The following is a 13,474-nucleotide window of genomic DNA, read 5'->3' as shown; positions in this document are numbered from 1 at the left end:
AAGAACGCCAATGGAAACTCTGATAGATGGCAAAGAGATCTGGAAGGAAAAATTTGTAGCCTGAATTTGACCTGACAGACACCCTCTGAAAAATCGGTGACTGTCAGATCAGGTCTGAACTACTACACCTCAGTGTTAGAGACTGGGTTGCAAGCTCACAGCTGGAACCCACTGAAAAACACCGTCATAATTTTCACAATCCATAAGGTTATCCGCAGCATCTTCAATATAGACCTGCTGTGTAGCAGACTCCGGGTAAGTCAGGTAGTCAGAGCACTTTGCGCTTTGACCATTACCCAATATCATTTTCATACCTGATGTCACCCTGCATTGCACCATCACATCAAGCGGAGACCATTGGTAACACACCTCATAGTCTTCCCTGAACTCAGCAACAGGTCCCTCGACCACAACAAATGACCACCAGAGGCCCATCCTGCTACCTGGATTAGTGCTATTCCAAGCACGATAAACAATGATATCTTCATTAATAACATTGACATTGGCCTGGTAAACCTTGCCCTGGCACAACTTTCCCTCCCCGGGAGCCCCCATCGATCGGGCTAACAACTCAGGATCAGAAATTTCATCAAAGTATGGAATGAACTGTGGTGGTAAATCCGTCGTACCGATACAAGCTTGCGCTGAATGCGCATTAAATAAAACAGATACAACAAACAATAATACTGATATATTATTTTTCACAATTTCCTCCTGAAATAAGGTTCAACCATCCTTAGGTTTCCTGAATAATCATTTTTGTAGAATTATTGTCACGCAACAGCTCTGCTGTATGCAAATACGCATGATAATGAAAGTGCAAGCAAAGTCCCTTCAACAGCTTGCGCTCGTATTCTGATTTATCCACCCCAACATGCATAGAAACAAACCAGAACAGGCCTGAAATAACACTCAGACCTGAACGTTTGTGAGCATGCTATGGAGAAACCAGGATGCAGCATCTGCTACCCCATGTGGAGAAAACTCCAATCAACTGCAGCCCCATCAGCGTGGGTTCGTTACTTCATATGCACCGTCAACAATGTATCTGTACCGGCATCCACAGAACCACTGGATTTTTCAAGCCTGGCAACATCATCCATATTGGAAATAACAATGGGGGTAATCACACTGCGAGCTTTCTCTTTCAGCTGCATCAGGTCCACTTCAATGACAGGCTCACCCGCCTTGATCTGCTGCCCCTCACGGGCAATTCGCTTAAACCCTTCCCCTTTTAGCTCGACAGTATCAATACCAAAATGAACAAACAGCTCAACACCGGAAGGGGTTTCCATACTGAAGGCATGGTTGGTTTCAAAAATTTTCCCAATCACCCCATCACAGGGGGCCACCATCACATTGCCAGTGGGATCTATGGCAATACCATCACCCACCACCTTATCGGCAAAAACCGGATCAGGCACTTCTTCTATCGGGACAATTTTACCCTTTAGCGGAGCTTTCAGAACCGTACCTTCTGCAGCGCCAAGCCCCAAACTTTTCTTCAGTGAATCGAAGATACCCATGATTGTTACCTACTGCTGTTACAAAATGGAGTGGAGGGAGTAATGAATGGTCGTCTATCCAGGAGCCTGTTGGGCTTATGCTTTCGAGCATAAAATTCAGTAGAACGAGTCACTGTCTTGGCTCAAGCTGCTTCGATGGATTCGTGCAATTACCCATAGGGCAGCATAAATAGCCGGTCTATTTAATCGAAGCAGCCTTGAACCGCTCATGGCTGTGGCCGTTCTTTCTGGGTTTAGGCCAAAATGGTCGTAAGCCCGACAGGCTCCTATCAGCAAGTGTCAGGATACCGCACATCGGCATAAAAAGAAAAAGCCCCGCAGTATGCGAGGCCTGATCTATCCGTTTATCTTCCAGAAGCGCCTTGTTTTGACACCCTTATTTTGAAACCAAAGTCATCAGACTGAAACAATATCAGCCACCTTCATTAAGTGGTTATCAATCAGGTTATGCTTGCTGATGGCTCTTTCCAGAGGCGTCTTGACCACCTGCTGATCACGCACGCCCACCATAATACCGCTGTCGCCATTTCTCAGGGCTTCAACCGCAGCCACCCCAAGACGGCTGGCCAGAACCCGGTCAAAGCAGCTGGGCTTTCCGCCACGCTGGATATGCCCCAGCACAGTCACCTTGACTTCATATTCCGGGAACTTGTCCTCAACCGCGCGGGAAAGCTCAAAGACACCGCCGCCTTTATCACCTTCAGCCACCACAATGATACTGGAGGTTTTACCAGCACGGCCGCTCTTCTGAAGTGACTCCATCAACTGATCAACCCCTTTTTCCTGCTCAGGAATCAGGATATCCTCTGCTCCGGAGGCAATACCAGTATTCAGCGCAATGAAGCCGGCATCCCGCCCCATTACCTCGATGAAGAACAGCCGGTTATGGGATGTGGCTGTGTCACGAATCTTGTCAATGGCCTCAACCACTGTGTTAAGAGCGGTGTCGTAGCCAATAGTGTGGTCCGTTCCATAAATATCATTATCGATGGTTCCGGGTATCCCTATGCAGGGCATACCATGCTCTTCTTCAAACAGCATGGCACCAGTGAATGAGCCATCACCTCCAATAACAACCAAGGCATCCAGCTCTGCCTTACGGGCATTTTCAAACGCCTGAAGACGCCCTTCCTTGGTTCTGAACTCCTGGCAGCGGGCAGACTTCAGAAAAGTCCCGCCCTGGTTAATGATGTTGGCCACAGAACGGGCACCCACAACTTCCAGCTGATTGTCGATCAGCCCCTTGTAACCTTCATGAATAGCAACGGGCTCAATGCCGTAGTAAATGCAGGCACGGACCGTGGCACGAATGGCCGCGTTCATTCCGGGAGCATCTCCCCCGGACGTCAGAACACCAACTCTCTTTAATTCGGTCATGCTCGGCTTTTCTCCTTACAAATGCCCATAGCGTAAAAAAAGGTTATAGCGCTTAAGCAAGCGCTCGAAAATACAACAGGGATCAACCCCAGAGTTCATTCCGGACAGCTTAGCTGATACAGATGATCTGCATGGTGTTGGTACCACCCTCAATTTCCTGACTTTCGCCCTTGGTCAGAATAATTTTGTCACCTGACTCCAGAATCCCCCGCTCTTTCAGGACCTCAATGGCTCGATCATTCACTTCGGGTCCATAGCGAGTACCACTGTCAAAAGCGACCGCTTCTACCCCTCGGTACAGGGCGACCAGCCGCTCAGTAGTTTTATAGCGGGTCAGGGCATAAATAGGCAGCCGGGAGTTAATACGGGACATCCACAGAGGGGTTGAGCCACTTTTGGTGAGGCAGACAATGGCCTTGATGTCATCCTGGTGATTAGCAGCAAACAGGGTTGCCTGGGCAATGGCCTCATCCACATGCTCAAAAGTGCCGACCTTCCTGTCGGTCATATACTCAACTGTCTGCTTTTCTGCTCCAAGGCAGATCCGGCTCATGGCCTTGACCACTTCATCAGGGCGCTTGCCGGTAGCCGTTTCCCCGGAGAGCATCACCGCATCGGTTCCGTCAAGAACCGCATTAGCCACATCAAACACTTCTGCCCGGGTAGGCTGGGTGTTATGGATCATGGACTCCATCATCTGGGTGGCGGTAATCACCGGCCTATTTAGACGACGAGCTTCGTTTATCATGTGCTTTTGGGCACCAATCAGCTCAGGGTCTCCAATTTCCACCCCGAGATCACCCCGTGCAACCATAATGGCATCGGAAGCCTTAATCACTTCGATCAACAGCTGGGGGTCATTCACTACCTCAGCCCGCTCGATCTTGGAAAGGATTGCGGCCGAGCCCCCGGCTTCCTTCAGTAACCGGCGGGCCTCTTCCACATCACCCGCACTGCGCACAAAAGAAACCGCAAGGAAATCCACCCCCATTTCCGCCGCCAGATGAATATCTTCCTTGTCTTTATCGGTCAGAGCCGCAGCAGACAGCCCGCCTCCCTGAAGATTGATCCCTTTATTGTTGGACAGCTCGCCGCCATTGATGGCCCTGGTGGTGATGGCAGAACCCTCAATACCCATGACTTCAAGACTGATGCGGCCGTCGTCCAGCAGAAGAATATCGCCGACCTTACAATCATCAGGCAGATCTTTATAAGCCAGGCCCACCTGGGTTTCGTCACCATCATCAATGGGAAGGCTGGCATCCAGAACAAAGCTGGCACCGTCCGGAAGGTGGATTTTCCCATTCTGAAAACGGCCAATGCGGATTTTCGGTCCCTGCAGGTCACCCAGAATGGCAACGCTGAGGTTCAGGCGGGCAGCAATTGAACGAACTCGCTGTGCACGTACCTTGTGATCATCCGGGTCACCGTGGGAAAAGTTCATCCGGACCACATTGACTCCCGCCTTGATCAGCTTTTCCAGCTGCTCTTCTGATTCGGTGGCAGGTCCAAGTGTTGCAACAATTTTGGTACGTCTGAGCATGATATCCTCTCGCTGATGAACCCATCGCCTTCACGGGGTCCCAAATGCGCCCCTGGGGAGTCAATACAGCAAGCGACAGGTATAGATTCTCTTGATATAAAGCTGCATGCCTGACAGCAAGAACTCTATGTCAGCAGAACCTGTGATCCACAACAACAAAACAGCCCGCACAGGCTTATAAAAAAGCTTGTGCGGGCATCCATACAGGTACTTAGCCTCAGGCGTTCATCAGAGCCTTGGCAGTATCCAGCATACGGTTGGAGAAGCCCCACTCGTTGTCGTACCAGGACATCACCTTCACCAGGTTGCCCTGAACACGGGTCTGGGTGGCGTCAAAGTTGGAGGAGTATGGGCTGTGGTTAAAGTCCATGGAAACCAGCTGCTCATGGTTCACAGAAAGAACGGTGCCCATGGCTGGGTTAGACTTGGCAGCCGCAGCGATGATCTCGTTCACTTCTTCTGCAGTAGTTTCACGACCCGCAACAAAGCTCAGGTCAACCAGGGAAACGTTCACAGTAGGAACACGAACAGCCATGCCGTCAAACTTACCTTTCAGCTCAGGCACAACCAGGCCTACAGCTGCAGCAGCTCCTGTAGCTGTTGGAATCATGTTCATGGCAGCGGCACGGGCACGGTACAGGTCAGAGTGATAAACATCGCTCAGACGCTGGTCATTGGTGTACGCATGGATAGTGGTCATCAGACCTTTTTCAATGCCCAGAGCATCATTCAGCGGCTTGGCGATTGGGGCCAGGCAGTTGGTGGTGCAGGAAGCATTGGAAATAACGGTCATGTCAGCGGTCAGGCTGTCGTGGTTAACGCCGTATACGATGGTAGCGTCAACGTCTTTGCCAGGAGCAGAAATGATGACTTTCTTGGCGCCAGCGTCCAGGTGCGGACGGCAGGCATCCTTGGAGCGGAATACACCGGTGCACTCAAAAACAACGTCAACACCCAGAGCGGCCCAGGGCAGCTTGGACGGATCACGCTCAGAGAATGTCTTGATTTCGTCGCCATTGACGTACAGAGCACCTTCACCTTCTTCAACCTGGGCGTTGAAACGACCGTGTACAGTGTCGTACTTGGTCAGATGAGTGTTGATTTTGGTGTCACCCAGATCATTAATGGCAACAATCTGATACTCGTCGCGACGACCGGCTTCGTAAAGTGCACGCAGTACATTGCGACCGATACGGCCATAGCCATTAATTGCAATCTTGATCATGATGTCTCCAATACCGTTAATCTAAGCGGCTATGCCTAAGCAATAATACCGCCCTGTATCTAGTAAATAGGATTTCCCGGGCGAATACAGCACAGTAAAAACCCCTACAGAGGACCCCCTCCACAGGGTTTAACGGCCATTCACAGCACAAATTCAGGGCTGATCGTATTCACCCAGGCACCCTTCGCAGGATCTTAATCCCGACAGCGCTCAAAACAGGTCGACAAGGGTTGACATTTAGATAGCACGGAGTTACAAATATGCAAAAGTAAACAAGACATAACACATAATCTCACACCGCTTCTCAATCGGGCCAACCGTTTGCCGAAGCTACTGGCCATTCGTTACATGACCAGCGTGATAAAGAGTGCCGGGAAAGCCATACCCAGATCGGCCACAGAGCCTGTCCGGATACTTCGGTCTAAAGTCAGTAGCAACTATAAACCATCCTGCAGAATCACTTTAGCTGAGTGATGAACTCCGCGAGATGTTCTACAGCTTTATCAGCACCTTCACCTACACCGATAATGCTGACAGTGGAGCCTTGAGTCAAGCCCAGCGTCTGCAGTTTGAATAAACTTCTGGCACTGGCCTGTCGGCCTCCAACCTCCAGACGGATATCACAATCGAACATCTTCGCCTCCTTGACGAACTGTGCTGCTGGCCGGGTATGCAGCCCATTTTCAGCGGTAATCACTACATCTTTTTTGAACATTAGTTTCTCCACAGTCTGACCAATCGGCTGAATCCTTTACAGCAGACGCGTTTCTGCTCCTCCCCCTTATTCTGACCCTCTGCAGAAAACGCTATTACCCCTCACGAAGGGCAGCCTGTTACATTCTGAAGAGCTGATCAGAGTTGAACAGTTTAACCAACTTTTTGTCATCACTCCCCGGTTTTCACCAAACGTTTTTTCTGTGAATTCGCCCGGAGGGAAAGAAATTATGTGCAAAAATATTGATCAGGGACAATTCCTGAAAACAGGGGCAAACACGACCTGCCACCTGGCATGGAAAGAATAGAGTGAAATTCTGTGGGAAAGTTCCATTCCCTGCGACTTTGTGGAGCTCAAAATCGACCGGGCTAAAGCACCATCAGCACAACCCATGGTAAGATACCCACAACGTCTTATGCCGGATTAAATGACTGTTTTTATTTTTGATACTATGAAGTCTTACCTGATTGCAGCCCTGTTATTACTCCCCTCGCTTTCTTCTGCGGAGCTTCTATCCTGCTCACAACAGCAGTCCCTCTGCGAAGCGCAGTGCCAGGTCGCCAGCCTGGGTGACGACTCAAACCTGACCAGCTGCAAGGCCGAATGTCTTGGCAAGCGGGCCTCATGCACCCTGGACTCTGGCGTGGATTCAGCAAAGGAACTGTCACAAAAGGCTACAGAAACAGGAAAGAATGTTTCAGAGAAAGCCGTTGAGGCAGGAAAGTCGGCAGTGGATTCCGCCAAATCATTCTGGAAAGGGCTCAGTGAAAGCAGTGAGCCCTGACCCGGTTCAGGAGCCTTCAGGACTCAGACATCATCCAGAGACTTCAGAGGGTAATGAGCAGGATAACCGGCCCTGGCCACCCCGGACTCCACCGCAGCCCTTGCCACAGCGGCTGAGACCTGGCCCAGGAGTCTCGGATCCGTTGGCTTGGGAATAATGTAGTCAGCACCAAAGCTCAGCTCAACGCCTTCGTAGGCATCCCTTACCTGCTGGGGAACCTCTTCTTTAGCCAGCTCCCGGATAGCGTGCACAGCCGCAACCTTCATGGCTTCATTAATTCTGGAGGCACGGACATCAAGAGCACCCCGGAAAATAAAAGGAAAGCCCAGAACATTATTGACCTGGTTCGGATAGTCGGAACGCCCTGTTGCCATAATCACGTCGGGCCGCGCTTTTCGGGCCAGCTCTGGACGAATTTCCGGATCAGGATTGGCGCAGGCAAACACGATCGGATTCACAGCCATTTTGCTCAACTGCTCTTCAGACAGCAGATCAGGCCCGGATACCCCCAGAAACGCATCAGCCCCTTCAATGGCATCATCCAATGTGCGACAGCTGGTTTCTACAGCAAAGTTCGTCTTGTACTGGTTCAAATCCTTTCGTTCGGAATGAATCACCCCCCGGCTGTCCAGCATCAGTACATTTTCCGGCTTAAAGCCACAGCTGATTAATAATTTCACACAGGAAATCGCCGCCGACCCGGCTCCAAGGCAGACCAGCTTTGCTTCTTCAATCTTTTTCCCGGCAATTTCCAGCGCATTTAACATCCCTGCCGCGGTAACAATGGCCGTGCCGTGCTGATCATCATGAAACACCGGGATATCACACTCTTCAATCAAGCGGCGTTCAATTTCAAAACACTCCGGCGCCTTGATATCTTCAAGGTTAATTCCACCAAAGGTACAGGCAATCCTTTTCACCGTATCAATAAAAGCCTGAGGGCTTTCTGAGTCCACTTCAATATCCACCGAATCAACACCGGCAAAACGCTTGAACAATAACGCCTTTCCCTCCATCACCGGCTTACTGGCGAGCGCTCCGAGATTACCCAGCCCAAGAATGGCAGAGCCATTACTGATCACCGCCACCAGATTTCCTTTACCGGTGTATCGATATGCATTGGCAGGGTCTTCCGCAATCTCCCGGACCGGCTCCGCCACCCCCGGACTGTATGCCAGGGACAAATCCCTGGCGGTTTCTGCCGGCTTGGTCAATTCAATGGCAATTTTTCCAGGCTTGGGAAAAGCGTGATAGTCCAGGGCTGCTTGTTTCATATCCATTGGCATTTTTAATACGACACCGGCAATCAGTTAATTGAAGAAGGTCAATATCATACGCCAATTGAAGAAATAAGTTCATCCCTGCGAAACAACGTTCAGAGAAGTAGTTTTACGGGAAGCTTCCACCGTATTCTGATAGAAATGGCGATACCGTTACGAATATCGAAAAGAACCGCCAGGCTTTATCGCCAGAAAGCAACGAGTGATCGGTCATTCCATAAACAATCAGGATTCAGTGCGTGGGCTCAATGGATTCTTTCTGATGCACCAGAAGCATCCATCGCTTATACCCTTTCTTCAATCGCTTTTTTTTCGTTTTGGCTTCCTGCGGGTTCATCCGGTCAACCATCCACCCCCGGGCTTCTACCTCCCGGTTGACCAGCGAATTCAGCCACCTCTGTGAGCTTTTCACTATGGATCCTGACAGTCTTAAGACCACTTCACCACGGAGTTCAACCCAGACAAAGTCACCACTCCTGGACCGGGACACCTTCTGCACTTTTCCCCTGATAATGGAAAAACCAGCACTGAGCCCAGGTGATGCTGACGACAGAACCGGGCTTTGGCCCCAGACACCCAGCCTCTTCTTTCGGGCCTGCTTTTCCTGTTCTGACAGACAGGCTTGATAGGGAGTCACTCCCTCAAAAAATACCTGAAAAGCCATTCCCTGACTTAACAGTAATGATTCAACAGATGAGCCGTCTTTAAGAAAAAGCCGTCCAAGATGCCTGCCATAACGATCCTGCCCCTGGGGTGCAGGAAGAAAAAGCAACGAACTCTGGCCTTTCAACAACCTTTCCAGGGTGCGCCTGGAGATCTCACCGAGGAGCTCACCAGGCTTGTCTTCATGGGCAATTTCCGGTGCATTGATCGACAAGAGCCTGACCTTACGACCGTCTTTGAGCCATACGGTATCGCCATCAATGACTTTCTGCAGGATCACCTTCTCCACGCCCCTGGCACCGGACTCCCAACGGCAAACCTCCCCATACCCCTGCAGAGAAAATAACAGGCACAAAAAAAAGGCCACTGTTTTCACAGTCGCCTTTTTCTGGTCCGCATCCTTTAAGCCCGTACTTTCTATAGTACTTGCCGCCTGGCACGGTTCAGAGAACAAGTCTGAATGTTTATCCATCGTGATTGCTGCCACCCTGTTTGTGGGAGCAGCACTTTCTGACAGAGACTCCAGACGCGCCCTCTATCGACAGCCTGATGCTGCTTACTTGCGGCCCAGCTTGCCGAAACGCTTGTTGAAGCGCTCAATACGGCCACCGGTATCCATCACCTTCTGGGTGCCAGTATAGAATGGGTGGCACTTGGAGCATACTTCAATGTGCAAATCCTTGCACAGAGTAGAGCGGGTCTGAATCTTGTTACCACAGCTGCAGGTCACTGTGATGTCGTCGTAATTCGGATGGATTTCCGGCTTCATTTGAATTTCCTCAAACAGATGCGTGCCGCCACCTGAGTCTTCTGGAGCAATCATGGCTACACAAAACCATGAATCCATCTTGAGACAGGCACCGCACGCTGATATTCAACCTGCCAGCAGGCTGAATGAACAAAGACGCGAGATAATACCAGACTCTGACAATGAGGCAAATAGCGCCTGGCCGCTTTTTATTGCACTGCGTAATGAACAGCGGCTTTGATCAGCCCTGGCCCCAGAGGGTACACTGGGCAGGGCGTAAACCTTTGACTCCGGACCCCGTATGACCTCCAGCCTGACAGATACTCCTCCTTCCAGCCCAGGCCCTTCCGGCTACGTGCGGGTCGCCATCCCCACCCCTTTAAGAAGGTTATTTGACTATCAGGCTCCTCAGGAAGCCCATCTGGAATCCATCCATCCCGGCATGCGGGTACAGGTTCCTTTTGGGACCCGGCAGTTAACCGGCATTGTCACCTCCATTGAAAAAGAAACAAATGTTCCACCCGAAAAGATCAGGCCCGTCACCCGGATTCTGGACACCCACCCATTGCTTCCAAAAGACGTCATAGACCTTTGTCAGTGGGCATCCCGTTATTACCATCACAGCTTCGGAGACACCCTCAGCCAGGCGCTGCCCAAAAAACTGCGGATGGGCAGCCCTGCTTCTTCAGGATCCATACCGCACTGGTTCCCGGTTTCAGAGCAGCTGGACGACGACACCCTCAAATCCTTACAAAGGGCCCCAAAACAACGGGCAGCCCTTGAGTTCATCACCCATCAGAAAACGGGTACGCCTATTGAAGCACTGGTGGAAGCCGGGTTCAGCAGAGCCATCGTACAGCAGCTTGATAAAAAAAAATGGATCACCCGTCGGGAGATAGAACCACTGCCCCAACCTTTTACCGCCATCACTGAGGCAGTCCGGTCAGCCCCCCTGAAGCTGAATGAAGAGCAACAATTTGCCTGTGAAGCCATAACGGACGGCCTGAGGGCTTTCCGCCCTTTTCTTCTGGAAGGCGTCACCGGCAGCGGCAAGACAGAAGTCTACCTGCAGGCCATTGCAGCCGCTCTGGCGGAAGGTAAACAAACTCTGGTGCTGATTCCTGAAATCGGCCTGACACCACAGACTGTCAGCCGATTCCGCCAGCGCTTTCAGGTTCCCGTCGCCTGCCTGCACTCAGGACTGAACGACAGCGAACGCCTTATGGGCTGGCTGGAAGCCGCCAACGGTTCAGCAGGGATTCTGATCTCAACCCGCTCCGGTATCTTTACCCCCATGCCACAGCTCGGCCTGATTATTGTGGATGAAGAACATGATGCGTCTTATAAGCAGCAGGACAGCCTCCGCTATAATGCCCGGGATCTGGCTATTTACCGGGCAAGGCAAAACCACTGCCCCATCGTTCTGGGATCAGCAACCCCCTCTTTGGAGAGCATGCATAACGCACGACGTGGCCGTTACACCCAGCTTCACCTTAAACAGCGGGCAGGAGCGGCACTTCCCCCCAGAATGGAGTTGCTGGATATACGACAGCAAGCCCTCCGTGACGGCCTCTCCACAGAGCTGACCAACCGGACAGCCCGTCACCTGGGTCAGGGTAATCAGGTCATGGTCTTCCTGAACCGGCGGGGCTATGCACCCTCCATGATCTGCCATGATTGCGGCACTATCATTGACTGCCCTCATTGCGACGCGCATATGACACTGCACCGGCAGCCCCCTCATATGCACTGTCATCACTGTGACTTTCAAACCGCCATTCCCTGGCAATGCCCCGCCTGCCAGAGCCGAAAACTGCAACCGGCCGGCCAGGGCACAGAGAGGACAGAACAAACACTGAACCAAATGTTTTCCGGTTACCCGGTGCTCAGGATTGACCGGGACTCCACCCGTAAAAAACAGGCTCTGTCGCAAATGCTTGAACAGATCAAAACCGGCAGGCCCTGCATCCTTCTGGGCACCCAGATGCTGGCCAAAGGGCACCACTTTCCCGATGTCACTCTTGTGGCCATCATCAATGCCGATGCAGGTCTGTTCAGTGCAGACTTCCGGGGACTGGAACGGACTGGCCAATTGATCATGCAGGTGGCAGGTCGGGCCGGGCGCGGCAACAAGCCTGGCGAGGTACTTATCCAGACCCACAACCCTCAACACCCTTCCCTGCAGCTGCTGTCACTGAACGATTACAGCCGTTATGCAGATCACCTGTTTATTGAACGACAGCAGCTGAACCTGCCGCCACAGGGCTTTCTGGCCATGATCAGGGCAGAATCCCCACACAACGGAGAGAGTGAAACATTACTGGCCGGACTGCGGCAAATGGTGGAACAGATGCATTCCAGAGGAGAAGCCCAGGAGGTCCGGGTACTGGGGCCGATTCCCGCCCCCATGGAAAAACGGCAGGGAAAATATCGCTGGCAGCTAATGCTCCATGGCAACCATCGAAACCACCTGCACAAAGCCATCGCCAACCTGGTTCACTACCTGGAAAACCAGCGCCTGCCAGGAAAGCTGAAATGGACCGTGGATATTGATCCTCAGGAGATGAGCTGACCCGTTATAACAAAACGCCAGATGTACCACGAGCCTTCAGCCAGCGAGAACCTTCCATCACAGACATCGCAAATCATAGCATTCGTGCCAGCGCCTGAATCTGGCCCCGCTGGAAATTCTGCATGGCATTTTCCCGGGCAAAGGCCAGATAACTGCGAATTTCATGATCCGGAAGACTGCGGTAGGTATAAAGAAAGATATTCCTCATCCGGTCCGACATTCCCTTGCGGATCGTTGGTTTCTCTCGTGCTTTCAAAACCTGTGCCGGTCGCATGGGCTGCCCATCCCCCAGCGGCATCACTTCCCGCAAAAGACGCTGGGCCCCTACTGAGGCACTGGCAGCCAGCTCAGTACTCAACTCCACCGCATCCAGAACCTCCATCAGTTCCTCCAGCAGACGAATTCGGCTGGTTCTGGGCACCTGCTGGGACAGTTTTTCCTGGATATACGACTCCATTCGTTCAAAATTGGCGGGGTCATTGGCCTGGGCTTCCAGGTGAAGAATTTTCTGCCCCAGGGGGGAGCTGTACCAGTCAATCAGCCGTAGCAGCTCTCCCACGGACAACGCTTCATCCAGAGTTGCCTTCATGGAAGAGCGAAAATAATCGGAGCTGTACCTTACCTTTACAACCTGATTAACGGTATCAACCACTTCTTCCGGAAGGGGGTATCGCTGCTGCTGCAGCGTCATACTGTCATGCACCCACTGCAACTGCCGTTCAAGATCAGCGCTGTCATAAAGCTCTTCGAGCAACAGATCTTTATCCGCCGCAACGGAGTTAAAGACAGCCGGAGGGGTTAACTGGGCAATTAACAGGGCAAGGGAGGTCAACAGCCATACAACCACCAATCTCTTTCCATCCATCTCTTTCCATCCATGGCCAGAGCCGAGTTGAGTCTGTGGTGCCGGAAGCCTGTCGGGCTTATGCTTTCGAGCATAAAATTCAGTAGAACGAGTCAAATTGTTCGATGGATTCGTGCGAATAGTTGACCTATTTAATCGAATTCATCGGACAATTTGGCCGTTCTCCCTGGATTTTA

The 13,474-nt window shown here is 51.6% G+C and carries 13 protein-coding genes; 3 read left to right on the top strand and 10 right to left on the bottom strand.

The window, feature by feature from the left end:
• Positions 1-135 precede the first annotated feature (135 nt).
• From ACNRUY_RS17215 to ACNRUY_RS17190, 6 genes are all read right to left on the bottom strand, one after another.
• Complete coding sequence (locus ACNRUY_RS17215) at positions 136-705, bottom strand: hypothetical protein (RefSeq protein ID WP_488112886.1); 570 nt, start codon at positions 703-705, stop codon at positions 136-138.
• A gap of 314 nt (positions 706-1,019) precedes the next feature.
• Positions 1,020-1,526, bottom strand: a complete 507-nt coding sequence (gene crr / locus ACNRUY_RS17210) for a PTS glucose transporter subunit IIA (RefSeq protein ID WP_488112885.1) — start codon at positions 1,524-1,526, stop codon at positions 1,020-1,022.
• Between the two features lie 396 nt (positions 1,527-1,922).
• Positions 1,923-2,903 (bottom strand): 6-phosphofructokinase, encoded by a 981-nt coding sequence (gene pfkA, locus ACNRUY_RS17205; protein WP_488112884.1) that lies wholly within the window; start codon positions 2,901-2,903, stop codon positions 1,923-1,925.
• Positions 2,904-3,012: 109 nt separating this feature from the next.
• Complete coding sequence (gene pyk / locus ACNRUY_RS17200; protein WP_488112883.1) at positions 3,013-4,446, bottom strand: pyruvate kinase; 1,434 nt, start codon at positions 4,444-4,446, stop codon at positions 3,013-3,015.
• Between the two features lie 217 nt (positions 4,447-4,663).
• Positions 4,664-5,674, bottom strand: coding sequence for a type I glyceraldehyde-3-phosphate dehydrogenase (gene gap / locus ACNRUY_RS17195; protein WP_488112887.1), 1,011 nt, complete (start codon positions 5,672-5,674; stop codon positions 4,664-4,666).
• 454 nt (positions 5,675-6,128) lie between these two features.
• Positions 6,129-6,386 carry an HPr family phosphocarrier protein gene (locus ACNRUY_RS17190; protein ID WP_488112882.1) on the bottom strand — a complete coding sequence of 86 codons (258 nt, stop codon included), beginning with the start codon at positions 6,384-6,386 and terminating at the stop codon, positions 6,129-6,131.
• A 427-nt stretch (positions 6,387-6,813) separates the two neighbouring features.
• On the opposite strand from ACNRUY_RS17190, the gene ACNRUY_RS17185 reads away from it, so the two are divergent.
• Positions 6,814-7,170, top strand: coding sequence for a hypothetical protein (locus tag ACNRUY_RS17185; RefSeq protein ID WP_488112881.1), 357 nt, complete (start codon positions 6,814-6,816; stop codon positions 7,168-7,170).
• Positions 7,171-7,193: 23 nt separating this feature from the next.
• On the opposite strand, the gene ACNRUY_RS17180 is transcribed toward ACNRUY_RS17185, so the two are convergent.
• The 3 genes from ACNRUY_RS17180 to rpmE form a co-directional block, all read right to left on the bottom strand.
• On the bottom strand, positions 7,194-8,450 hold the full coding sequence (locus ACNRUY_RS17180; protein WP_488112880.1) for a malic enzyme-like NAD(P)-binding protein: 1,257 nt from the start codon (positions 8,448-8,450) through the stop codon (positions 7,194-7,196).
• A 232-nt stretch (positions 8,451-8,682) separates the two neighbouring features.
• Positions 8,683-9,585 (bottom strand): thermonuclease family protein, encoded by a 903-nt coding sequence (locus tag ACNRUY_RS17175; RefSeq protein ID WP_488112879.1) that lies wholly within the window; start codon positions 9,583-9,585, stop codon positions 8,683-8,685.
• An 84-nt stretch (positions 9,586-9,669) separates the two neighbouring features.
• Positions 9,670-9,882, bottom strand: a complete 213-nt coding sequence (gene rpmE / locus ACNRUY_RS17170) for a 50S ribosomal protein L31 (RefSeq protein WP_488112878.1) — start codon at positions 9,880-9,882, stop codon at positions 9,670-9,672.
• 52 nt (positions 9,883-9,934) lie between these two features.
• Between rpmE and ACNRUY_RS17165 the strand changes: the two genes are divergently transcribed.
• Positions 9,935-10,102, top strand: a complete 168-nt coding sequence (locus ACNRUY_RS17165) for a hypothetical protein (RefSeq protein ID WP_488112877.1) — start codon at positions 9,935-9,937, stop codon at positions 10,100-10,102.
• Between the two features lie 60 nt (positions 10,103-10,162).
• Positions 10,163-12,433, top strand: coding sequence for a primosomal protein N' (locus ACNRUY_RS17160; protein ID WP_488112876.1), 2,271 nt, complete (start codon positions 10,163-10,165; stop codon positions 12,431-12,433).
• A gap of 73 nt (positions 12,434-12,506) precedes the next feature.
• On the opposite strand, the gene ACNRUY_RS17155 is transcribed toward ACNRUY_RS17160, so the two are convergent.
• Positions 12,507-13,298: a DUF2059 domain-containing protein gene (locus ACNRUY_RS17155; protein WP_488112875.1), complete on the bottom strand. Its 792-nt coding sequence runs from the start codon at positions 13,296-13,298 to the stop codon at positions 12,507-12,509.
• Between the last annotated feature and the right edge of the window lie 176 nt (positions 13,299-13,474).

It is taken from the genome of Endozoicomonas sp. Z74, assembly GCF_057680865.1.
This window is presented reverse-complemented; position numbering and strand designations above follow the sequence as displayed.